This is a genomic window from Mesorhizobium sp. (assembly GCF_004962245.1).
GTDB lineage: Bacteria > Pseudomonadota > Alphaproteobacteria > Rhizobiales > Rhizobiaceae > Mesorhizobium.
Genome location: NZ_SUHQ01000002.1, coordinates 114,098 through 134,638 on the forward strand (window position 1 = coordinate 114,098; position 20,541 = coordinate 134,638).

Below are 20,541 nucleotides of genomic sequence, written 5' to 3' on the forward strand. Positions count from 1 at the left end.
TATTCCAGGAATTCCGTAGAATTCCACGCCGTTCCGCACAGCGGCCGTGTTCGACCCGGCGGTCAGTGTTAACCTAGCGTTAACTACGGGGGACCCGTCATGAAACTTGCTCTATCTGCACTTCTTGTCGTCCTTGCCCTGCCGCAAACCATGGAAGCCAAGACGAAAGTCGTCGCCACCGAGGCGAAAGTGGCCACGGCCGAGAAATGCCGGCCGTTGCTTGACAACAAGTCCACCGGCGGGACTATCGCTTCGTCTGGTGCAATGGGGGCATCGGCCGACAAGAAAGTGTCCAGTCCGTATCCGCCGGCGATCTATTTCAACTTCTAGAGTCTCGTCCCTCCCTAATGGATGGGGCTCTATCCTTTTATTCGACCGCTTGCGGTGCCCGAGATCGACAGGCGTGGCGGCGGCGTGTCAGGATAGGACTCGCTTCCGGCTCAGTCGATCCTGACGACGAAATGCTTCGTCACCGGCTCGATGATCTTCCACGTTCCCTTGAAATCGGCTTCGACCACGAAGGCGTCGCCCGGACCGACTTCGACAGGCGCGCCGCCATCGGGCGTGATGATGATGCGGCCTGATATCATGTGCACGAATTCATAGTCGCTGTAGGTTGCATGGTAGGTGCCGGGGGTGGCCTGCCAGGTTCCCGATATGACCTTGCCATCCGCGGTGGTGTGCTGGACGGCGGTCTTCATGGTCGGGCTACCGTCGACCACGACCCAGCCTGCGAGATCGCCCGCCTCGGCGTTTTCGACCGCGCCGAATTTGAGGATGGTCTTCTCTGTCATGGTCGGGCTCCGTTTGAACTGTGTCGGCATTGGCTGCCGGCCTATAGCCGAAGCACCTGACATGAGCAACGCGGGTGCCCGCCAGCTTCGCAAGGCGGCGATGGCACAATCTGGTACGTAAGGGCCTGCTTGACCTTGCCGCCATCCACCGGATAGTCCGGTGTCCGGCTCCAATGAAAGACCCGACATGACAGACGCGATCGTAAGAGACAGCAACGGCACCCAGCTGAACGAGGGCGATTCCGTGACCCTGATCAAGGATTTGAAGGTCAAGGGCACGTCGGAAACGATCAAGCGCGGCACGCTGGTGAAGAACATTCGCCTCAACGGCAATCCCGGCGAGATCGAGTGCAACACCAAGCAGGTGAAGGGCCTGGTGCTGAAAACCGAGTTCCTGAAAAAGGCGTGACCGCCTGAAAGGGACGGATGCCTGCGTCTTCTCGCCGCCCCAGCCAGCGCTGCCATTTGGTTCTGCGCAGAACCGACGTCGCGCCCGGCGCCGGGGCGGGTCTCTTGAAGGCCATTGAAACGCAACTATATCAATAACTAAGCGTGCGGTGCACGCGAAACGTAGTGCTTTGGTCAAGCTTCATCTGTGGAGGTTGTCATGGCAATTAAAATGATGGAAGGAAAGAAGGGCCAGGATTGGATCAATCTTGTCCTTGCGATCTGCCTGTTCATCTCACCCTGGATCGTCGGCTTCGCTGCTGAAGCCAATCCTGCGTGGAACGCCTGGATTGCCGGCATCGTGCTCGGCGCCCTGGCTCTCGCCACGCTTTCGGCATTCGCCGAATGGGAAGAGTGGGTGAACCTTGTTGTCGGGCTTTGGCTGATCGTTTCGCCTTGGCTGCTCGGCTTTGTGGCGAACTTCAACGCGATGGGGACCCATGTGGTCCTCGGCGTGCTGGTGGTCGCGGCATCGGCCTGGGCTGTCTGGGACTACCGTCATCATCCGCCAGCGCATGCGTGATCGGTGACAATTAAGGGAGGAGCCCGGCGCGTGAGCGGCAGGCTCCTCTAAAGTCTGAGATCGGTGCGCAGGCCCGCTAGCCGGGCTAATCTTCCTCTGTGCCAAAAATCGACCGCAGCATAGGTTCAGATGCCTGCGCGGGCGCGGGGCTTACCGATGAAACGCCGACGAGCACACCGCGGCTGAACTCCGCGAACTTCCACTTATGTTGCACTGCGTTAGATTTGTTGCGTTGCAATATCGGCGCATCCCGTCGAGTCTTCGCAACGGGTGGGCTTTTTTCAATGACCTAGACGAGGTTTCGCCGTGTCAGCATCGTTTCGGCCTGATATCGAAGGGCTGCGTGCGCTGGCGGTGTCGGGCGTCGTCGCGTTCCATTTCGGCCTGTCGGACCTGCCGGGCGGCTTCACCGGCGTAGACATCTTCTTCGTCATCTCCGGCTATCTGATCACCGGCCAGCTGCTGCGGGAGATCGCCGAGGAAGGCAGGCTGAACCTGTGGCGATTCTACGCAAGGCGCGCCAGGCGCCTGTTGCCGGCCTCGCTGTTCGTCATCTTCGCGACGCTCGTCGCCGGTTACTTCATCCTGTCGCCGGACGAACAGTCGCTCTATTCGAAAGGCGCCATGTACGCCTCGGCCTATGCGATCAATTTCTGGCTGATCCGCTGGTCGTTCGACTATTTCGCACCCGATGCGGCGAACAACCCCTTCATCCATTTCTGGTCGCTCTCGGTCGAGGAGCAGTTCTATCTCGTATGGCCGGCGCTGCTTCTGCTGGCGGCATGGCTGCGCCCGGGCAAGCGCACGGCAATCCTGGTGATCGGCCTCGCCGGCGTGGTGTCGTTCGTCGTCTGCGCCTGGCTCACCACCGTGTCGCAGCCCTGGGCCTTCTATTTCTCGCCGCTCAGGGCCTGGGAATTCGCCGCCGGCGGGCTGGCGACGATGGCGCCGGCGAAATTCTGGCGGGAGCGCCCGCAACTTGGCGCAGCCCTGGCATGGCTTGGCCTGGCATTGATCGCCGGCGCCTATCTGACCTTCAACGAACGGGACCCCTTCCCCGGCGTGATGGCGCTGGTGCCGGTGGCCGGCGCGGTGCTCCTGCTGCTCAGCGGTTCCGGCAATGCCCAAAGAGGTCCCAGCGCAATGCTGGCGCTGCCGCCCTTGCAATGGGTGGGGAAACTTTCCTACTCGCTCTACCTCTGGCACTGGCCGGTCATCGTCTATGCGACGATGATGGTTCCCGACCTCGCCTGGCCCGGGCGGCTCGCCTGCGGGGCATTGACGCTGGCGCTGTCCATCTTCACCTATAATCTCATCGAGAACCCTATCCGCCGCAACGTCTGGCTGATGGCGAACGCGGCGCGCGCGCTTATCCCCGCAGCGATGCTGACCGGTGCCGGCGTGATGGCGACCTACGCCAATGCGCACCTTGCCGTGCACGATCTCGACCCCTCACAACGCATCATTGCCGAAACTGCCGCACAGCCCTCCACCGCGCGTGCCAAGGTCGGCTGCGTTCTCGACTACGAGACCGTCACGCCGAAGGCTTGCGTGTTCGGCGCCAAGAATGCCGAGCGCTCGATCGCGCTGTTCGGCGATTCGCATGCCGACCACTGGTCGACGCCGCTGATCGAGGCGGCGAAGAAGAACGACTACAAGGTCGTCACCTGGCTCAAATCCGCCTGCCGGGCCTCGCGGCTGACGGTCTGGAGCTCGAAGCTGAAGCGCGATTACACCGAATGCGATCAATGGCGCGAGCAATCGATCAAGGAGATCATCGCCCTGCGCCCGAGTCTGGTGGTGATCTCGGAGATCTCGCTGACAAGCTCGCGCAAACTGTCGCCCGACGTGGAGGTATCCGATAGCCAGGACCAGGACTGGCAGGCCGGCCTGCGTGCAACGCTGGAGGCGTTCAGCCAGGCCGGGCTGAAGGTCGCCTTCATACGCGATGTGCCGTTCAACGGGATGTTTGCCGACACCTGCGTGGCCCGCGCGCTGTGGCGGGGACAGGCGCCGTCGGTATGTGACGCGCCGCGAACCGACGCCGCCAACGACGCCGTGGCCGCGGTGGAGCGCGACATCGTGCGCACTGTCCCCAACGCGACCTATATCGACATGACCGACCGGTTCTGCGACGCCAGGACCTGCCATGTTTTCATCGATGGCAAGCTGGCCTACCGCGACCGCCACCACATGGCGACGCCCTTTGCGCAAACGCTGGAGCCGCCGGTCGAGCGCGCGCTGTTCTCGAACAAGTGACCACAGCTGCCAAGTGAGGCGGCCGCCGCCTACGGCAGGTCTTCGTCGTCCAGCGCCTCGAGCAGCCCGATCGGCGCCCTTGCCGTCGGCAGCTGACGGCTTTGTTGATGATCTCACGCAGACTGGTGTAGTGGCTTTGAAACCGAAATTCGCGCTCTTCCAAGTGATTTGCGAATTTGCCACGCCATTGGCGCCAGCCGGGGATTCGCATGAAACCAGTCGTTCTGACGTCTCTGCTTCTGACCTGTTTCCTGGCGTCGCCGGTGCAGGCAGGATGGAAGCCGATCGAAAAGGTCGAGACCTACGCCGTTTCAGGTCAGACTGGCCTCGAACTCTATACCTCGATCGGCGAGCGCGGGCCGATGGTCGGCAAGAGCAAGCACCGCGTCATTGCGCACACCAATTTCAAGCTGACCTGGGTCAGGGACTACCAGCCGCGAGGCGATGCCTGCGTGCTGGCCTCGGCGCGGCCAAAGCTCATCATCACCTACACCTTGCCGAAGCCGAACGGGCGACTGCCGGCCGCCGTTCAAAAGAGCTGGGAGGCTTTTTCCGCCGGCCTCGCCGCTCATGAAAAGGTGCATGGCGACACCATCGTCGACATGGTGCGCAAGATCGAATCCGTGAGCGTCGGCCTGACCGTCGCCGGCGACCCCGGCTGCAGCAAGATCAGGACCGAACTGACCAGGCGGCTTGCCGAAATCTCCCAGGCGCAGCGGCAGGCAAGCCGCGAATTCGACCAGGTCGAATTCGGCCAGGGCGGCAACATGCAGCTGCTCATCGTCAATTTGCTGATGGGACGGTAGGTAGGATGTGTGGTTCCATCGGGAAAGCGAAGCGGTGGAGCCGGACCTCATGGCAAGGTTGGCGGGACAGCGCCCCCCTCTGTCCTGCCGGACATCTCCCCACTTGCGGGGAGATCGGCCGCCACGCCGCTTTCGCTAATCTCCACCGTCTCAGGGAGTGAGCCGGGCGTTGAAGCTGCCAATCTCCCTCCTTGTGGGGGAGATGTCCGGCAGGACAGAGGGGGGCGCCGTAGAGCTCCTTACAACTCCGCCACCGGCGTCCACATCACGTCCTCCACCCTGCCCGCCCCCGTTGCCAGCATCACCAGCCGGTCGAAGCCGAGCGCGGCGCCGCTGGCCTGCGGCATGATGGCGAGTGCGGCGAGGAAATCCTCGTCGATCGGATAGCGTTCGCCATAGACGCGCTCCTTCTCGTCCATCTCAAGAATGAAACGCCGGCGCTGCTCGGCGGCATCGGTCAACTCGCCGAAGGCATTGGCCAGCTCGACGCCGCAGCAATAGAGCTCGAAGCGCTCGGCAACCCTGGCATCATCAGCGCTCGGCCGGGCGAGTGCCGCCTCCGAAATCGGATAGCCATAAAGAATGGTAGCACGCCCCTGCCCCAGCGCCGGCTCGATCTTTTCCACCATCACCCGGCTGAACAGATCCGCCCAATTGTCGTCGGGCGCCGTGCGCAAGCCCGCCTCGACCAGCGCCGCATGCAGCGCCTCGCCATCGGTGCTGCCGTCGGCGTCGACGGTCGCCAGGACATCGATGCCGGCATGGCGCTCAAAAGACTCGGCGACGCTCAACCGTTCCGGCTCGGCGAACGGATCGGCCTCGCGGCCGCGAAAGGAGAAGCGCTTCGCGCCGGCGCGCTCGGCAGCCAGCGCAACAAGCCCGGCGCAATCCGCCATCAGGCTCTCATAGGTCTCATCGGCCCGGTACCATTCCAGCATGGTGAAGGCCGGATGGTGCAAGGGACCGCGCTCACGATTGCGGTAGACGGCACTCAGGCTGAACAGCCGCTTCTCGCCGGCGGCCAGCAGCTTCTTGCAGGCGAATTCCGGCGAGGTGTGGAGGTAAAGCGGCTGGCGCGCGCCATCCGGCCCGATCGCCTCGGTGGCAAAGGCCGACAGATGCGCCTCATTGCCGGGCGAGATTTGCAGAGCCGCCGCCTCGACCTCGACGAAATCGCGCTGCGCAAACCAGTCGCGAAAGGCAGCAGCGATCCGGTTGCGCAGGATCAGCCGCGGCCGGCGGTCGGCATGGACATCAGGCGTCCACCAGGGCGAGACGCCGGTCATGCGAACCGGAATTGCACAGAAGGCTGGCGGTTCAAGCCAAGATGCGCTAGGGCGACGGCTCGCGCGGCCGATTTGCGCCGATCAACCATTTCAGGCCGACAAGGCCAACGAACCAATGCAGGATTGAAAATCGTGGTGAAGGTCATCGCCAGTTCCCTACGCAAAGGCAACGTCGTCGATAAGGACGGCAAGCTTTATGTGATCCTCTTTGCCGAAAACATCCACCCTGGCAAGGGCACGCCGGTGACCCAGCTCGACATGCGCCGCATCTCCGACGGGGTGAAGGTCTCCGAGCGCTACCGCACCACCGAGCAGGTCGAGCGCGCCTATGTCGAGGAGCGCGAGCACACCTTCCTCTACAGCGACGCCGAAGGCTTCCATTTCATGAATCCGGAAACCTACGACCAGGTCGCGGTGCCGGAAAGCGTGGTCGGCGAGATGGCGCCTTATCTCCTGGAAGGCATGGCGGTGCAGATCTCGCAGCACAACGGTATCGCGATATCGCTGGTGCTGCCGCAGCGCGCCACTTTCGAAGTGGTCGAGACCGAGCCGGTGACCAAGGGCCAGACGGCATCCTCGTCCTACAAGCCGGCCACACTCTCCAACGGCGTGCGCACCGCAGTGCCACCACACATCTCAGCCGGCACCCGCGTGGTGGTGATGACTGCGGATGGCGCCTATGTGGAGCGCGCAAAGGACTGAGCGGCAACGGGATCGCTCACCGCGCTGCGGCCGCCTCCCGAACCAGGCAATGCGCGTCCAGCATGACGGTGTCGCGGTAGACGCCCATGGTGCAGTCTGGGGCCAGGCGGGCGACCAGCGTCGGCCCGTTTTGGCCGGCCCGCGCCTCCATCTCCACCAGATCGGCACCGAAAAAGCCGCGAAAGGTCGCAGGGATCCGCGCCTGGGCAAGCGTGTCCCTGGTGACGACGAGGGCGTCGACGGGAAGCTCCCGCATCCGGTCGGCAAGGACAGATGCGTCGGTCGTCAGCACCAGATCGCGAACGACCTCCATGCGCCGGTGCACCTTCTGGTAGTAGCCCTTCTCATAGGCGATGGAGAGTTCGCGGCTGAACAATGTCGAACGCCCCGTCAGAACCGGTGAAAAATTGAGGTCTTCGACGAAACCGCCGACCACGGCGTCTTTCGGCAGCGACCGGATCGCCGCGATCAGTTCGCGGTCGCCCGGCAGGGCGTTGCCTGTCTTGACGATGCTGACCGCGAGCACGCCGGCCAGCGCCGCAATGCCGGTGCCGATGAGCAGGGTTCTGCCGCTGTAGCGTTCGATCAGCATTTGCGGCGAAAGCCGCGACCGGATCCAGTCGGACAGAACCGGCAAGGTGGCCAGATAGGGCAGCAGCAGCAAGCCCGAAGCATAGCGGCTGGGCAGATGCAGCTTGAACAGCACCGCCGCCGACAGCGCCGCGCAGATCAGCGAACTGACCAGCAGATTGAACGGCAGCGGCGAACGGGCGCCAGAGTTCGGTCCGGCGCGGAACATGCGCATGAGCAGGACAACGGGCCCAAGCCCGCTGGCAAGGACCAGCAGATAGAGCCGCGGATCGAGCAAGCCCTTGCATCCGCCGGCGAAAATGCCGAGCCGCGTCTGGCACAGGAAATCGGCCGAGCCGTCGGCTCCGAGGACCTTGCCGCGCCCATACAAGAAGGTCGGGATCGTTCTGGCTTCGGCAAACGTGAAGACGGGGCCGAACTGGCTCTCCCTGAGCAGGAAGGGCGCGATGCCGGCGACCGTCGCCACCGCGGCAAGCACGACCAGCGCCAGCCGCCGGCGGCTGAGATCGATCCACGGGCGCTGCCAGGGTGTCAGCGCGGACAGTCCGATCACCCCGGCCATGACCAGCGCGACCTGCGGATAGACGCCGGCCATCAACAGCTGCGCCAATGCGACCTGCAGGACCCTGACGCGCGCCAGGCCGTCGAGGCCTACCAGAAGCAGCAGCGGCCAGAATGCGCGCGGCGTGCCGCTGACCACGATGTCGTCGCGCACCATGACGTTGAGGATGAAGACCGTCGCGACGAACGCGGCGAGCGGGTCGACACGCATCGCCCTCAGCAGCCGGTAGCTGAAGAAGGCGATCGGCACAAACAGCAGCGCCGGCAGGATCTTGACGAAGACGAGCGGCTTGATGCCGACCAGCCAGGCGGCCCGGTAGACGGCGCGGTAGAGCCAGGGGCTGACCGAATACCAATAGTCGGCGACGAGATCGCCTTTGAGCAGGTCCGGATCGTCCCAGCGTCCCATCCAGGACAGGAACATCCGCGCGTCGTCCTGAATGGTTCCCTCGACGCGGAACACCGCCACCAGGAACGCCAGGCTGGCGATCAGCCCGAAGCCCAGCGACATCGGCAGCCAGACATGGTCCTCGTCGTCGCGGCGTTCCAGCCGCTGCCTGAGGAACGCCACAAAGGCGGACAGTGGAGGCTGACCGGCCGTCGGCGCGTTCAATTCTTGCGCTCCTGCGACCGCCGCAAGCCGCCGCCGGCCGGATCGGGCCGCCGCACCAGCCCGAGGAAATCGGCGACGAACGGTGCCCCGGCGATGGCCGGGAGCACGTAGCGCAGCGTCGCCAGAATGCCGAGCACAGCGGCGGCGCCCGCCGACAGATACGGCGCGTAGAAATAGACGATCGCCGCGTCCCTGGTGCCGATGCCGGCAAAGGTGAACGGCAACAGGCCGACCAGGATCGACAGCGTGGCGAAGGCGGCGTTTTCGAGCACCGGCACATGGCCGTTCAGCGCCTGCGAGAACAGCCAGAACTGCAGGAGATGCGCGCCCCAGATCAGCACCGAGAGCAGGATCACGCCAAGCGCGCGCACCGGCGTCGCCCAGAACCATTCCGACATCTCCTGCCAGCTGCCGGCGAACGCCGAAAGCGCCCCGGCAAGGCGGCCGGGCAGCAGCCTGCCGAAATTCGACAGGAAAAACGGCAGGATGCGCAGCGGCAGGATCAGAAGGACAAGCAGCGCGCACAGCCCGGCCACCGGCACCAGGAACCAAAGCATCGCCGGGCGGCCGATGCCGACGACGACCAGCCCGAACACGCCCCAGGCGAGCAGCGACATCATGTCGAGCGATTTTTCCAGCACCACGATCGCAAAGGCGATGCTGGGGCTTGTGCCATGGCGGCGCGACAGGACATGGGCCTTGGCCAGGTCGCCAAGCTTGGACGGCAGGAACATGTTGAGCGTGCTCGCCGCCAGGATCAGCCGGTTGGCCTCGACAAAGCCGATGCGGCCGATGACGACCAGCGTGAAGCGCCAGGCGGTCAGCAGCGTCAGCGGTATGAAGAACAGGATGCCGGCGGCAAGCCACCATGGATCGGCCGCGCGCGCTGCCCGCCACAGTCCGTTGACGTCGATGAAGGCATAGAGCAGGGCAAGCAGCGCCGCGCTGACGAGGAGGCCGGCGATCTTACGCATCGCCACCGCCTTGCGGATGGCTACCTTGCAGATGCCGTTCGAAGCTCAGCCGGTCGCCGGCCGCCAGGCCTTTCAGCCGCGGCGCAAGGTCGATGAACGGGACCAGCTGGCTTTCCTGATAGACGCGCGCCATGATCGTTGTGGTCGAGCTTTGATGGCCTGAGATGCCGATCCTGCCGACATCCTGCCAGCCTTGCGCGGCCGAGATCTCGTCGCGCACCAGCCACCCCTGCGGTGTCTTTTCGAAATGCCGGCGGAAGCTGAACGGGGCGGCGGATTTGCCGGTGACGAGCACTTTCTGCAACAGACGCCGCACGAGGTCGGGAAAGAAGCGGCCGAAGCCGAGCATGACGACGCGCAGCACGATGTTCTTGGCCGGCGTCAGCCGCGTGCTCTTGGCCCAGGCCATCTCACCCGAGACATCGATATGCGTGTCCGACACGGACATCGTGGCGCCGCCGAGATGGGTGACGGCGACCTTGCCGCGGCCGCTCAGCGCAAGCGTGATCCCGGTGTCGCTGGCAACCAGCCGGCCGTCGGCGAAATATTTGTAGACGCCGCCGCGCGACAGCGCCGCGACCAGCATGGTCGACAGGGTCCTGTCGACCAACAGCCCGCAGCCGGCGAACCAGGCGCGGCCCGTCCGTTGCAGCGGGTCGAGCGGCCTGTCGCGGCGAAATTCCCGCAAGGTGAACAGCCAGCCCCACAAATGATGGCCGATGATGCGGTCGTCCGAATAGCAGGGCGGTCTGAGCTCGACGAGCGGCAGCAAGGCCAGATTGTTGATCCGCAGCGCCTCCGCATGCCAAGCGCCGGCGATCTCGAAGCCGAACGGAAAGAAGTTGAGCGTCGACCGGCTCGAATATTCGCCGCCGACGGTCCCGTCGGGATGGACGAAATTGGCCAGGAAATCGATCGCCGCGGTCAGCGGTCCTCTCAAGTCGAGATCCGGCCGGCGGCGGTCGAGGTCGGCGAGAAGACCGATGGTCAGCGAGAGATAGCCGAGATCGGCGCCGCCATATTCGTCGAACCAGCCTTCCGCATGCTGCCAGGAAAGCAACCGCCGCAGGCGCGTCGCCATCGCCGCCTCGAAGCCAGCGCCGGGATAGCGGCGGCCGGCGCGCTCGAGGCAGGAGACGATCAGCGCCTCATGGTTGGAGAGCCGCCCGCTTTCGGTGTGCGAGGCCAGCCAATGCGCCCTGCGCTGCACGAAGGCATCGATTTCCGGATCGGCGGGAAGCGCGATGACATCGAGCGTCTCGAGAATGGCAAACAGCGAGAAGGCGGCGGCGCCGGCGGCCCGTTCGAACGGATAGTAGTCGTCGCACGAACCATCGGCATGGGCCGAGCGGGCGGCAAACCTGATGGCGGCCAGGATGTATTCGCGGATCTGGGGATCGCGGTGGTAGACATTGCCCGGCAGGTCGTCCATCGACCAGACAAGCGCCAGCGGCAGCACGAATTCCTGCGACATGCCGCAGGGAAAATCCATCATCCGGTAGTGCCAGTAGGCGCGGTCGAAGCAGCCATAGGTGGCACTGACCGGCGTGCGGTCGAGCAAGGTGAGCAGCTTGGGGATTTCGGCCAGGACAAGGCTGGCAATGCCGCGCCGGACATCTTCAAACTGCACGGTCTTGCCCTTGTTCTTACTGGCTGTCGCCGCCATTCCTGCTGCCGATCCTGCCACTGCCGCCAAAACGGTTGCGCCGCAATCCGTATCTCACATCTTCGAGCAGTTTTCGATTGATGCCGTTGATTTCGCCGAGAAGCGCGCAAAGCCAGCACAGGAATGCGGCGATCATCATGATCGCCGCCAGGATCAGGCTGGGGACATGGCTGCGCTGGGCGTCTTCGAAATAGAGGACGAGCCAGCGCACGCTGAGAAAGAAGCCGACGGCGAAGGGGACGAGGCCGAGTAGGAAGAATGTCAGGCCCGGACGATAGATGAACACCGAGCGCAGGATCGAAATACTGGAGCGAAAGACGTAGCGCGGGATGCTGCGCACCAGCCGCGACGGCCGCGTTTCGCCGTTGACCCTGATCGGCACGGAGACGATCTTAAGCCCGGAGCGTCCGGCCTGGATGACCGATTCCAGCGTGTAGGTGTAGGAATCGAATATATGCAGGCGCATCGCCGCCTCGCGCGACAGCGCGCGAAACCCGCTCGGCGCGTCGGCGACATCGGCGCCCGAGGTGAAGCGCACCACCCAACTGCCCAGCCGCTGCAGCAATTTCTTGGTCGGCGAGAAATGGTCGATGGTCCTGATCGGTCGGCTGCCCACAACCAGCTCGGCGCGCCGCTCCAGGATCGGCTGGACAAGGGCGGGAATGTCGCTGGCATCGTACTGGTTGTCGGCATCGGTGTTGACGATGACGTCGGCGCCCTCCTCCAGCGCGCGTTCGATGCCGGCGACGAAGGCCTTGGCAAGGCCGCGGTTGAAAGGGAACTGGACGATGTGGTCGACGCCGCCCTTCCGCGCCACCTCGACGGTGCCGTCGGTGCTGCCGTCGTCGACGATCAGCCACTCCACCGCGTCGAACCCGGCCACGCTGCGCGGCAGGCAGGAAAGTGTTTCCGCCAGCGACGCTTCCTCGTTGAAGCAAGGTATCTGGACAATCAGTTTCAAGGGGGATCCCGATCAGGGTCGAAGTAAAGAAAACCCGGATATCCCATCCCCGGGGAACTAGGAAGATGGAAAAGGTTGGGGTGCGGCAATGCGCTGGTCAGTTCAACGCGCTCGCCACCCGTCGCCGTCGCAAAACGGGCAGGTCACGCGGCATAACGACATCGCCTTCTCGCTGCCGCAGCGCGACCTTCGAATGGTCGCGCCCGTGACCAAGGGCCAGAGGACGTGCTGCAAGCCTGCGACGCCGTCCAACCGCGTGCGCGCACTGGTGCCGTCGCAGATCACTGCCGGCACGCGCGTGAGCTCGGACTAGCCTTTGTTATCCACGTTGTCCCGGAAATCCTGCAGGGGATGCTTAGGTCTCCTCGCCCGATGGTTTATGCGATGCCCGCCTGACCCGCCAGTCCTGATGGCAAGGACCGATTCCAACAGGTTCAGCCAAGGATGAGACCCGCGGCCAGCACCGTTAGGATGAGCGACAGCGGAACGGCGAGAAGGCAGCACGCCTCCAAAGTATTGATTTGCCAAAAGTTCATCGGGCACTTCCCATATTGGTTTCCCCATCTAAACGGGCAGACCGGGACGGCAGTTCCACGGAAAATGTCAGGGCACGCCGCAAATCGTACCGATCGGTCAAGCCACCTCCCCAGTGGTCAGCGGCTAATCCCGTCGTGTCGCAAGCCGGCATGTGATTGCCCGTGCCGGCACCGCACCAGTTGCCTGCTACCCACGCGGCCGCCGCATCAGCATCATCCCATAGTGCACCGCCAACATATCCAGCCCCACCTTGAGCAGCTTCGTCACCACATCCCGCGCCTCGCCGGTCTGTTCGGCCAGGCTCTTCACCGTTTCACCTTGGCAGCACACTTTTTGCACCACGCCCGACACTTCCCAATGCGCAAGCGCCCTGGTGGCGTCGGCATAGGCGCGGCCGGCCGACAGGATGCGGTCGGCAATGCCGCCGCCGATGCGGCCGCCGTCGACGCGCTCGGTCAGCGCCATCGGCTTGACGCCGTCCTGCGCCGAGACGCGAAAATCCTCGCGGTAGCGCATGCCCGCTTCGCGCTGCTGGCGCGACAGCGAAGTGATGCCGGTCAGCGGATCGACATTGCGCACGCGTACGATGCCGCCGGTGGAGGTGTGGCCGTCATTGGACACCTCATAGATGCGCCTCGCCTCCAGTGTGCCGGCCGCCAGCCGCTTGCGGCCGAAGGCGTCGTCCTTCAGCGCGAAATCATGGCCGACCTCCTTGCGGATGCGCACCTGCTCGACCTCGCCCTTGAGAAGTCTCGGCGGCTTGGGTGCCTTGGCCTTGGCGGTCTTCTTGCTCATGGGCAGTCTCCTCGTTTGATTTTCGCCTTCGCAGAACCCAAGTCTCGCTGCGCTTGGAGATCAACTCACACCGCATCCGCCAGGGCCGTGCGGCGATGGTCGCAGAATCGCGCCGCGTGATAGGCGCAGTAGCTTTTCAGCGGCCCCGTGCGCAGGCCGCAGCACAGCATGTCCAATCCCGGCCGGCTGCCGGGCGCGTCGTTTTCGGGGTCTTCCTCCAGCGTCAGGTCGAGCGGCGCGCGGCAGCGGTTGAACAGGCAGTCGATGAAGCGCATGGCCGCGACATGCGGCTGGCGCCCGACGGCGGCAGGGCGCGGCGCCGGCACTTTGAGGACTTCGCGGTCGGGCCCGTGGACCTCGCGCACGAACTGGCGCTGCGGCAGCCAGACCGGCGGCGCCAGCCTGGCCGGCGTGACGTGCCGTGGCCTGCCCGGCCTTGCCGGACCGGCTTGCCCCGGCAGCTCTGCTTGCCCCGGCAGCTCTGCTTGCCCAGGCAGCTTGGCTTGCCCCGGCAGCTTGGCTTGCGCGGGTAGCTCTGCTTGCCCCGGCAGCTTGGCTTGCTCGGGTAGCTTGTCGGTGCAGGCGGTCATGGTCTTCCTCCGTCTCAAGAGATTGCGTGAATGCCGAAGCTGTCCCCCTCCCGTGAACAGGGAGGGGGAGCTACCTCCGGCGGCCAAGCTTCGCCTCGGCCGCCGCGCGGGTGGCGCCGGAAACCGCCCTGCCCGTTTGCCGGTCGAAGACGATGATCGTGCCGTCCTCGGTGCGGATGCACGAAAGGCCCGCCTTGCACGCGCGGAAATTCGTGGCCGGAGCCGGCAGGGGGACGGCTCCGGCCGTTCCGGCCGCCGCCGGTGACGGCAAGGCGGCCGGATCCGAGGCGCTGGCCTCGGGCTTCGTCCCGGCCGGGGAGGACAGCCGGGACGGATGGAAAAGCGAAATCGGGCGACGCGGCTTGTGCATGGCTGTATATAAGCATAACTCAAAAATTTATGCAAGCCATTCTTTCATGGACGAAACCGATTCTTATGTTTCAGATGGCGCCATGGCGAAAACCTCATTGTCGATCAAGGTCGGGGCGGCGATCCGCAAGGCGCGCAAGCAGCGCGGCCTGGTGATGCGCCATATTGCCGAGCACAACGACACCGACGTCGCCGCCGTCGGCAATTGGGAAACCGGCCGCAACCTGCCCAAGACCGAGAACCTTTTGAAGACCGCCGCCTTCCTGCGCGTCGACCCAGTGGCGCTCGGCAAGGGCGAGGTCGTCTTCCTCGACAGCGTCGACAATGTCGCCGACGCCGAGATCGTAACCGACGCCGCCCCCCTGCCCGCCGGCCCGATGGACATCGAGCTTCTGGGCGCTGCCGTCGGCGGCGACGACGGCGACTTCACCTTCAACGGCGAGGTCGCCGGCTATGTCCAGCGCCCGCCCGGCATCGCCCATTTGCGCAAGGTGTTTGCGCTGCATGTGCTCTCCGACTCGATGGTGCCGCGCTACGAGCCCGGCGAGATGCTCTATTGCGGCGGCCGCGACGCCGTGCCTGGCGACCACGTGGTGATCGAGATGTTCCCCGAGGAAAACGAGCGCAACGGCAAGGCCTTCATCAAGAAGCTGGTCAAGCGGACCGCTGCCGAGCTGGTCGTCGAGCAGTACAATCCGCCAAAGACGCTGACCTTCAACCGCTACGCGATCAAGCACGTCTGGCGCGTCATACCGCTCAAGGAACTTCTGGGGTATTGAAGGGGCGACGGGCGATCCCTTCCCCCTTGCGGGAGAAGGGATCGCCACCACTCAAGCCCGCCTGGATCTCTCCAGGGGAACCTCGCGCTCGCTGAGCATCCGCGCCTCGGCGCGGCGCTGCTGCTGCTCGTCGATGAACGCCGCCCGGATCGAAACCGCCCCGCCCGGCAATCCGTCGGCCCGGCAGGCCTTGCAGATGAGGCGCCCCGAAAGGGCCGCCAGCGGCGTCTGCGCGGTCACCCCGAAGCGCCTGAGCTCGGCCGGCTTCCACCATCTGTTGCGGCCGCAGTCGATACACTCGACCGCAATCGAGACGACCTCGGCGATCGTCGCTTCCTTGCCCGGCAATGCCATCGCCCCATACGCCTCCGTTCCTGTTTTGTTCACAACATTATGGGTTTTTCCCGAAGAGTCGAGTCGGTTCAGCTCAAACCTGATCAAAAGTTTAACTTGTACCAATTTTTGAGTTATGCTTATATCGATAATACCGCTCCGGACGACATGGATGAGCGCCGGGACCGGGCTTCCGTCGCGGCTGCCAACTGCAAGGAAACGAGGATGGACGCCCTCTCCGCCCAATTCGCCCACGATTGCGGCTACACCGGCGACAGCCCGGCCATGCTGGCGGCCTTCGCGGCCATCCGCCTCGACGGCATAGGCAAGGCGCGGCAAGGCCACGACCAGCGCAAGGCGATGGTCGACCGGCTGAAGCACGGCGAGGCCCTGTTCCTGGCGGCGATCCGCCCGGCACAGTCGGCCGAGGAGGCGATAGAGGACGCCGCCCGCTTCATCGCCTGTTATCGCAACATGCCGCGCTGGCGCCAGGAAAGACGCGGCGCCGATCTCGCCCGCGCCAGGCAGCAACGACTCCTGGCGCGATTCTTCCGCCGCTACGGCCACCGCCTCTGGGGACGGCAGGCCGCGTAAGCCGAGGCGCTGACACCATCGGCCGCCAATGGCTGGATCGCTCTTGCCGTCGCCGACACCACGCCGTATGTCATCCCCTCGATGAGCGAGATCGAGTTCCGTCGCGCGCAAGCGCCCGACCTGCCGGCGATTGTTGCAATGCTTGCCGACGACGCGCTCGGCGCAGGCCGGGAGGACCCGTCGACGCCGCTCGCGCCGTCCTACCTCGATGCCTTCCGGGCAATCGACGCCGATCCCAACCAATTGCTGGCCGTGGCTGTCGAAGCCGGGCAAGTGGTCGCAACCCTGCAGCTCAGCTTCCTTCCGGGCATTTCCAGGAAAGGCGCCTGGCGCGGCCAGATCGAAGGCGTTCGCGTCGCCCGGCACCGGCGATCCGGCGGCGTCGGCAAACGGATGGTCGAATGGGCTGTTGAAGCGTGCCGTTCGCGCGGCTGCAGCTTTGTCCAGTTCACCACGGACAAGAGCCGACGCGAGGCGCACGCTTTCTACGAGCGCCTCGGCTTCACCGCCAGCCATCTCGGCTACAAGATGGCGTTGTAGGTCGCGGCACCTGTCATCAGGGCGGATCGGCCAATTATCGAAGTCGGCGCCGCCGGCGAAGCTACCGATCTCCCCCCTTGCGGGGGAGATCGGATGTCGCTTCAGCTTTCGCTAATCACCAGCACTGGAAGGCAGGGGGGCAGCGCAAACCTGAAGCGATTGCCCTCCGCCTGTCATCCAGGCTCCTTGACAATTCGCCCGCAATGTTCTCTTTATGTTCCGATCGAAACCACCCTCAAGACAATGCGGCGTCCGAACCGCCGCGGGCGAACGGGCCGGATGGAAGCCAACATCCTCCACGCGGATCTGGATGCCTTCTATGCCTCGGTCGAACAGTTGCTCGACCCGGCCCTGCGCGGCAAGCCGATCGCTGTCGGCGGCGGCGTGGTGCTGGCCGCGTCCTATGAGGCCAAGGCTTTCGGCGTGCGTGGCGGCATGCCGGGGCGGCGGGCGCGCGAACTCTGCCCCGGGCTGATCTTCGTCGGCGGCCACTTCAAGGACTACCAGCGGCTGGGCGACGCGGCTATTCAAGTGCTTGGCGATTTCACGCCGGTGGTCGAGCGGATTTCCATCGACGAGGCCTTTGCCGACGTCGCAGGTTGCACCCATCTGTTCGGCTCGCCGGCCGAGATCGCCGGCACGATCCGCCGCCGCGTGCGCGCCGAACTCGGCCTGCCGATCTCGGTCGGCGTGGCGCGCACCAAGCATCTGGCCAAGATCGCCTCGCAAGTCGCCAAGCCCGACGGGCTGGTGGTCGTCGACCCCCGCCACGAGCTGGAGTTCCTGCACGATCTGCCGGTCGAGCTGATGTGGGGCGTCGGTCCGGTGACCAGGCAGCGGCTGGCCGGCATCGGCGTCAACACCATCGGCGAACTGGCGAAGGCCCACAGTGGGGCGCTGGAGCGCCTGCTCGGCCCGGCGGCGGGCGAAAAGCTCAACGCGCTGGCCTGGAACCGCGATCCGCGCAAGCTCGAGCCGCAGCGCCGGGCGCGGTCGGCCGGCGCGCAATCGGCGCTCGGCCGGAAACCGGCCGAGGAGAACGTGTTCGTGCCCACCCTGCTGCATCTGGCCGACAGGGTCGCCACCAGGCTGCGGGCGAAATCCCGGCCCGGCCGTACGGTGACGGTCCGCGTCCGCTTTGCCGATCTGCGCTCGGTGACACGCTCGATCACACTCGACCAGCCGATTTCGGCAACCGCCATGCTGGCCGAGGTCGCCGAGGCGCTGGTGCGCAAGGTGCTTGTCGATCATCCGCACGAGAAGGCCATCTCGCTGCTGGCAATCGCCGTTTCCCATCTGGAGAAGCAGCCGGGCCTGCAACTGGAACTGCCGCTCGGCCTCGACGACGACCGCCGCCGCCCCGGTACTCGAAAGGGTGCGGCACGCTGGACCGCCGACCGCGCCATCGACAAGATCCGCGACCGCTTCGGCTGGGAGGCGGTCGGCTATGCCTCGGTCGCGCTCGGACTGTCGCGCTCAGTTCCCGACGCGTTTCGCGAGCTGGCCGAAAAGGAATTGTAAGGCGCGCTCGATTATACTTGATGTCGCCTCCCTTATGGTGGAAGTGCGCGTCCGACTGACCGAGACCCGCGCTCCTGGCCCGGCCACGCGGATTCACTTCAACCGGGAGCTGCTATTCGGCCGTTTGCCAGTCGTGGTCCCTCACCGCTTCGGCAAAAGCCGAGACAACAGGTGAAGGCAAGCGGTCGGCCACTGAAACGAGCGACACCTCGCGGATGATTTCAGGGTCGACGACGGGCCTGTGACGGACACCGGGATGGCTGGCCGAGTACTCTGCGATGAAGCAGACACCCATGCCCGCGGCGATCATCGCCAGAATCCAATCCTCGCGCTCGCTGCGAAAGGCGCTGCGGATATCGAAGCCGATGTTGCGGCAGAGCCCGTCTATGTGATCGCCATATTCGCAATTGATGCGCTCAAGATAGGCTTCGCCGCGGACGTCGGTAAGATGAAGCGTATTGCGCATCTCGAAAGGATGGCCGGTCGAGAAGGCGAGCCCGAAGCGCTCCCGGTAAACAGGATCCGCCTTCAGGCCATGGTCGAATGGCTCGGGCCTTGCCAGCAGGGCGACGTCAAGCTTGCCCTCGGTCAGAAGGTCGGTGAGATGGCTTGCTGCGCCTTCGATCACGGTCACTTCTATGCCGGGATAGCGCTCTCGAAAGGCATTGAGGAAACCGATGAAGCGCAGCGGGCCAATGGTGCACATCACACCGAGCGTCAGCGACGCCGTTTCCAGAGAGAGGAAACTCCTCGCTGTGCTCTTCGCAGTCTCCGAACGCTGGAATACTTCGTCCAGATGGGTCCGCATCAGACAGCCGAAATCGGTGAGCCGGACGCGGGTTTTCTCGCGGTGGAAAAGATAGCCGCCAAGTTCCGCCTCCAGCTTCTGTATGGCCCGCGTCAGCGCAGGCTGGCCGACGTGAACGAGGTCCGCCGCGCGATGGAAGTTGAGAGTCTCGCTGGCCGCCAGAAAATAGCGGATTTCGTGCATCTCCATGATACGCCCCCGCCGATGTCTCGTCTGCATCGCCGCGATGATAATTCGGCATTATCCGCCGCCCTCACGCTCAAGTAAACTTCAGCGGCCTTTATGGCAGCTTGGCCGCCGCCGGAGCCGATCTGAAACCAGGATCGGCGTCACCGAACGCGATTGGGGAGATCGAGCCCAAAGGAGAGATTCCGATGTCTGAAGCCAATCAGGAAAAGTTGGACGCATTCTTGGGGAAAATGGTCGGTGATCTCGGTGCGATCGCTACCGGCGCGGGAGTCTTGCTGGGAGACAGACTCGGCCTGTTCAAGGCCTTGCGCGAAGGCGGCAAGATGACGGCCGCCGAACTTTCGACACGCACCGGCACCCAGGAACGCCTTGTAAGGGAATGGCTTTCCGGGCAGGCGGCCGCGGGCTACGTCGACTACGATGAAGCCAACGACCAGTTCTATCTCAACGCCGAACAGGAGCTGGTGTTCGCCGATGAAGAAAGCCCGGCCTTCATGGCTGGCGCATTCGAGGCCCTATCCTCGCTGTGGCTCGATGAAGAAAAGGTGAGGCAGGCATTCCAGTCCGGCAAGGGCCTCGCATGGCACGATCACAGCGCGTGTCTGTTTCGCGGCACGGAACGGTTCTTCCGCCCCGGCTATAATGCCAATCTGATCGACTCCTGGCTGCCGGCTCTGGAGGGCGTCGTCGAGAAGCTCGAACGCGGCGCGGAGGTCGCGGATGTCGGATGCGGTCATGGCGCATCGACCGTGCTGATGGCACGTGCTTTCCCCAATTCGCGCTTCGTCGGCTTCGACTATCACGCCCCGTCGATCGAGCGCGCCCGCAAGGCCGCCGAGGAAGCCGGCGTCGGCGCCAACACGCGCTTCGAGGTCGCGGCCGCCAAAACCTATCCCGGCACCTATGACCTCGTCGCTTTCTTCGATTGCCTTCACGACATGGGCGACCCAGCGGGCGCCGCCACCCATGTCCACGGGTCGCTCAAGCCGGATGGCACGTGGATGATCGTCGAGCCGTTCGCGCATGATCATCTGGCGGCGAACCTCAATCCGGTCGGACGCGTCTACTATGCCGCTTCCACGTTCGTGTGCACGCCCGCGTCCCTGTCGCAGGAAGTCGGGCTCGGGCTCGGCGCCCAGGCCGGCGAGGCGAGGCTGCGCAAGGTGGTGACCAGCGGCGGCTTCAAGCGATTCCGTCGCGCCGCGGAGACGCCGTTCAACATGGTGCTGGAGGCCCGCCCCTAGAGCATTTTGCAGCCAAGCGGAATCGCTTAGCGTCGCAGAAATGCGGCTAAAACAAACAG

General features: G+C 64.6%; 23 protein-coding genes. 12 read left to right on the forward strand and 11 right to left on the reverse strand.

What is annotated here, in order from left to right:
* The first annotated feature begins 99 nt into the window (after positions 1-99).
* On the forward strand, positions 100-330 hold the full coding sequence (locus E5X88_RS02485; protein WP_292157909.1) for a hypothetical protein: 231 nt from the start codon (positions 100-102) through the stop codon (positions 328-330).
* 110 nt (positions 331-440) lie between these two features.
* On the opposite strand, the gene E5X88_RS02490 is transcribed toward E5X88_RS02485, so the two are convergent.
* Positions 441-794 carry a cupin domain-containing protein gene (locus E5X88_RS02490; protein WP_292157910.1) on the reverse strand — a complete coding sequence of 118 codons (354 nt, stop codon included), beginning with the start codon at positions 792-794 and terminating at the stop codon, positions 441-443.
* Between the two features lie 187 nt (positions 795-981).
* On the opposite strand from E5X88_RS02490, the gene E5X88_RS02495 reads away from it, so the two are divergent.
* From E5X88_RS02495 to E5X88_RS02510, 4 genes are all read left to right on the forward strand, one after another.
* Complete coding sequence (locus E5X88_RS02495; RefSeq protein WP_145719180.1) at positions 982-1,203, forward strand: alkylphosphonate utilization protein; 222 nt, start codon at positions 982-984, stop codon at positions 1,201-1,203.
* Between the two features lie 198 nt (positions 1,204-1,401).
* Complete coding sequence (locus tag E5X88_RS02500) at positions 1,402-1,764, forward strand: SPW repeat protein (protein WP_292157915.1); 363 nt, start codon at positions 1,402-1,404, stop codon at positions 1,762-1,764.
* A 306-nt stretch (positions 1,765-2,070) separates the two neighbouring features.
* Complete coding sequence (locus E5X88_RS02505; RefSeq protein WP_292157917.1) at positions 2,071-4,023, forward strand: acyltransferase family protein; 1,953 nt, start codon at positions 2,071-2,073, stop codon at positions 4,021-4,023.
* Between the two features lie 209 nt (positions 4,024-4,232).
* On the forward strand, positions 4,233-4,829 hold the full coding sequence (locus tag E5X88_RS02510) for a DUF922 domain-containing protein (protein ID WP_292157919.1): 597 nt from the start codon (positions 4,233-4,235) through the stop codon (positions 4,827-4,829).
* Positions 4,830-5,068: 239 nt separating this feature from the next.
* On the opposite strand, the gene epmA is transcribed toward E5X88_RS02510, so the two are convergent.
* Positions 5,069-6,115: an EF-P lysine aminoacylase EpmA gene (epmA, locus tag E5X88_RS02515; RefSeq protein ID WP_292157921.1), complete on the reverse strand. Its 1,047-nt coding sequence runs from the start codon at positions 6,113-6,115 to the stop codon at positions 5,069-5,071.
* Between the two features lie 132 nt (positions 6,116-6,247).
* Between epmA and efp the strand changes: the two genes are divergently transcribed.
* Entirely contained in the window at positions 6,248-6,817 is a 570-nt protein-coding gene (gene efp / locus E5X88_RS02520) for an elongation factor P (RefSeq protein WP_292157923.1), read from the forward strand.
* Positions 6,818-6,833: 16 nt separating this feature from the next.
* Here efp and E5X88_RS02525 read toward each other — a convergent pair whose 3' ends face one another.
* Genes E5X88_RS02525 through E5X88_RS02540 form a run of 4 tightly spaced genes read right to left on the reverse strand, consistent with a single transcriptional unit; the run spans position 6,834 to position 12,183 of the window.
* Entirely contained in the window at positions 6,834-8,582 is a 1,749-nt protein-coding gene (locus E5X88_RS02525; RefSeq protein WP_292157925.1) for a hypothetical protein, read from the reverse strand.
* The gene (locus E5X88_RS02530) at positions 8,579-9,556 is read right to left on the reverse strand and encodes a lysylphosphatidylglycerol synthase transmembrane domain-containing protein (RefSeq protein WP_292157927.1); all 978 of its coding nucleotides are present in this window, start codon (positions 9,554-9,556) and stop codon (positions 8,579-8,581) included. The genes E5X88_RS02525 and E5X88_RS02530 overlap by 4 nt, the downstream gene beginning before the upstream one ends.
* On the reverse strand, positions 9,549-11,222 hold the full coding sequence (locus E5X88_RS02535; RefSeq protein ID WP_292157929.1) for a hypothetical protein: 1,674 nt from the start codon (positions 11,220-11,222) through the stop codon (positions 9,549-9,551). Before E5X88_RS02535 ends, E5X88_RS02530 begins: the two co-directional genes overlap by 8 nt.
* Positions 11,203-12,183: a glycosyltransferase family 2 protein gene (locus tag E5X88_RS02540; protein ID WP_292157931.1), complete on the reverse strand. Its 981-nt coding sequence runs from the start codon at positions 12,181-12,183 to the stop codon at positions 11,203-11,205. Before E5X88_RS02540 ends, E5X88_RS02535 begins: the two co-directional genes overlap by 20 nt.
* A gap of 88 nt (positions 12,184-12,271) precedes the next feature.
* Between E5X88_RS02540 and E5X88_RS02545 the strand changes: the two genes are divergently transcribed.
* A complete protein-coding gene (locus tag E5X88_RS02545; protein ID WP_292157933.1) occupies positions 12,272-12,496 on the forward strand; it encodes a hypothetical protein in 225 nt (74 codons plus the stop codon).
* Positions 12,497-12,906: 410 nt separating this feature from the next.
* On the opposite strand, the gene E5X88_RS02550 is transcribed toward E5X88_RS02545, so the two are convergent.
* The 3 genes from E5X88_RS02550 to E5X88_RS02560 form a co-directional block, all read right to left on the reverse strand.
* The gene (locus E5X88_RS02550) at positions 12,907-13,515 is read right to left on the reverse strand and encodes a DUF6456 domain-containing protein (protein WP_292157935.1); all 609 of its coding nucleotides are present in this window, start codon (positions 13,513-13,515) and stop codon (positions 12,907-12,909) included.
* A gap of 65 nt (positions 13,516-13,580) precedes the next feature.
* Positions 13,581-14,105 (reverse strand): hypothetical protein, encoded by a 525-nt coding sequence (locus E5X88_RS02555; RefSeq protein WP_292157936.1) that lies wholly within the window; start codon positions 14,103-14,105, stop codon positions 13,581-13,583.
* A gap of 70 nt (positions 14,106-14,175) precedes the next feature.
* The gene (locus E5X88_RS02560; RefSeq protein ID WP_292157938.1) at positions 14,176-14,475 is read right to left on the reverse strand and encodes a hypothetical protein; all 300 of its coding nucleotides are present in this window, start codon (positions 14,473-14,475) and stop codon (positions 14,176-14,178) included.
* 82 nt (positions 14,476-14,557) lie between these two features.
* On the opposite strand from E5X88_RS02560, the gene E5X88_RS02565 reads away from it, so the two are divergent.
* A complete protein-coding gene (locus E5X88_RS02565; protein WP_292157940.1) occupies positions 14,558-15,253 on the forward strand; it encodes a helix-turn-helix transcriptional regulator in 696 nt (231 codons plus the stop codon).
* A 51-nt stretch (positions 15,254-15,304) separates the two neighbouring features.
* On the opposite strand, the gene E5X88_RS02570 is transcribed toward E5X88_RS02565, so the two are convergent.
* Positions 15,305-15,607, reverse strand: coding sequence for a hypothetical protein (locus E5X88_RS02570; protein ID WP_292157942.1), 303 nt, complete (start codon positions 15,605-15,607; stop codon positions 15,305-15,307).
* A 204-nt stretch (positions 15,608-15,811) separates the two neighbouring features.
* Between E5X88_RS02570 and E5X88_RS02575 the strand changes: the two genes are divergently transcribed.
* The 3 genes from E5X88_RS02575 (at position 15,812) to dinB (ending at position 18,241) form a co-directional block, all read left to right on the forward strand.
* Positions 15,812-16,180 (forward strand): hypothetical protein, encoded by a 369-nt coding sequence (locus E5X88_RS02575; RefSeq protein ID WP_292157945.1) that lies wholly within the window; start codon positions 15,812-15,814, stop codon positions 16,178-16,180.
* Between the two features lie 81 nt (positions 16,181-16,261).
* Entirely contained in the window at positions 16,262-16,720 is a 459-nt protein-coding gene (locus E5X88_RS02580; RefSeq protein WP_292157947.1) for a GNAT family N-acetyltransferase, read from the forward strand.
* A gap of 279 nt (positions 16,721-16,999) precedes the next feature.
* Positions 17,000-18,241, forward strand: a complete 1,242-nt coding sequence (dinB, locus tag E5X88_RS02585) for a DNA polymerase IV (protein ID WP_292157949.1) — start codon at positions 17,000-17,002, stop codon at positions 18,239-18,241.
* Between the two features lie 112 nt (positions 18,242-18,353).
* Here the strand turns inward: dinB and E5X88_RS02590 are convergent, their stop codons facing one another.
* Complete coding sequence (locus tag E5X88_RS02590; RefSeq protein WP_292157951.1) at positions 18,354-19,238, reverse strand: LysR family transcriptional regulator; 885 nt, start codon at positions 19,236-19,238, stop codon at positions 18,354-18,356.
* A gap of 185 nt (positions 19,239-19,423) precedes the next feature.
* Here E5X88_RS02590 and E5X88_RS02595 point away from each other — a divergent pair, with 185 nt between their 5' ends.
* On the forward strand, positions 19,424-20,482 hold the full coding sequence (locus E5X88_RS02595; RefSeq protein ID WP_292157952.1) for a trans-aconitate 2-methyltransferase: 1,059 nt from the start codon (positions 19,424-19,426) through the stop codon (positions 20,480-20,482).
* Positions 20,483-20,541: the final 59 nt, after the last annotated feature.

Excerpts from the sequence above, each read along its gene's own strand:
- E5X88_RS02555 (WP_292157936.1), bottom strand. The coding sequence starts at position 14,105 with ATGACCGCCTGCACCGACAAGCTACCCGAGCAAGCCAAGCTGCCGGGG.
- E5X88_RS02560 (WP_292157938.1), bottom strand. The coding sequence starts at position 14,475 with ATGCACAAGCCGCGTCGCCCGATTTCGCTTTTCCATCCGTCCCGGCTG.
- E5X88_RS02490 (WP_292157910.1), bottom strand. The coding sequence starts at position 794 with ATGACAGAGAAGACCATCCTCAAATTCGGCGCGGTCGAAAACGCCGAG.
- E5X88_RS02485 (WP_292157909.1), top strand. The coding sequence starts at position 100 with ATGAAACTTGCTCTATCTGCACTTCTTGTCGTCCTTGCCCTGCCGCAA.
- E5X88_RS02595 (WP_292157952.1), top strand. The coding sequence starts at position 19,424 with ATGTCTGAAGCCAATCAGGAAAAGTTGGACGCATTCTTGGGGAAAATG.
- E5X88_RS02495 (WP_145719180.1), top strand. The coding sequence starts at position 982 with ATGACAGACGCGATCGTAAGAGACAGCAACGGCACCCAGCTGAACGAG.
- E5X88_RS02510 (WP_292157919.1), top strand. The coding sequence starts at position 4,233 with ATGAAACCAGTCGTTCTGACGTCTCTGCTTCTGACCTGTTTCCTGGCG.
- E5X88_RS02575 (WP_292157945.1), top strand. The coding sequence starts at position 15,812 with ATGGACGCCCTCTCCGCCCAATTCGCCCACGATTGCGGCTACACCGGC.
- E5X88_RS02535 (WP_292157929.1), bottom strand. The coding sequence starts at position 11,222 with ATGGCGGCGACAGCCAGTAAGAACAAGGGCAAGACCGTGCAGTTTGAA.
- E5X88_RS02570 (WP_292157942.1), bottom strand. The coding sequence starts at position 15,607 with ATGGCATTGCCGGGCAAGGAAGCGACGATCGCCGAGGTCGTCTCGATT.
- E5X88_RS02545 (WP_292157933.1), top strand. The coding sequence starts at position 12,272 with ATGCGCTGGTCAGTTCAACGCGCTCGCCACCCGTCGCCGTCGCAAAAC.
- E5X88_RS02530 (WP_292157927.1), bottom strand. The coding sequence starts at position 9,556 with ATGCGTAAGATCGCCGGCCTCCTCGTCAGCGCGGCGCTGCTTGCCCTG.
- E5X88_RS02580 (WP_292157947.1), top strand. The coding sequence starts at position 16,262 with ATGAGCGAGATCGAGTTCCGTCGCGCGCAAGCGCCCGACCTGCCGGCG.
- dinB (WP_292157949.1), top strand. The coding sequence starts at position 17,000 with ATGGAAGCCAACATCCTCCACGCGGATCTGGATGCCTTCTATGCCTCG.
- epmA (WP_292157921.1), bottom strand. The coding sequence starts at position 6,115 with ATGACCGGCGTCTCGCCCTGGTGGACGCCTGATGTCCATGCCGACCGC.
- E5X88_RS02500 (WP_292157915.1), top strand. The coding sequence starts at position 1,402 with ATGGCAATTAAAATGATGGAAGGAAAGAAGGGCCAGGATTGGATCAAT.
- E5X88_RS02590 (WP_292157951.1), bottom strand. The coding sequence starts at position 19,238 with ATGGAGATGCACGAAATCCGCTATTTTCTGGCGGCCAGCGAGACTCTC.
- E5X88_RS02550 (WP_292157935.1), bottom strand. The coding sequence starts at position 13,515 with ATGAGCAAGAAGACCGCCAAGGCCAAGGCACCCAAGCCGCCGAGACTT.
- E5X88_RS02565 (WP_292157940.1), top strand. The coding sequence starts at position 14,558 with ATGGCGAAAACCTCATTGTCGATCAAGGTCGGGGCGGCGATCCGCAAG.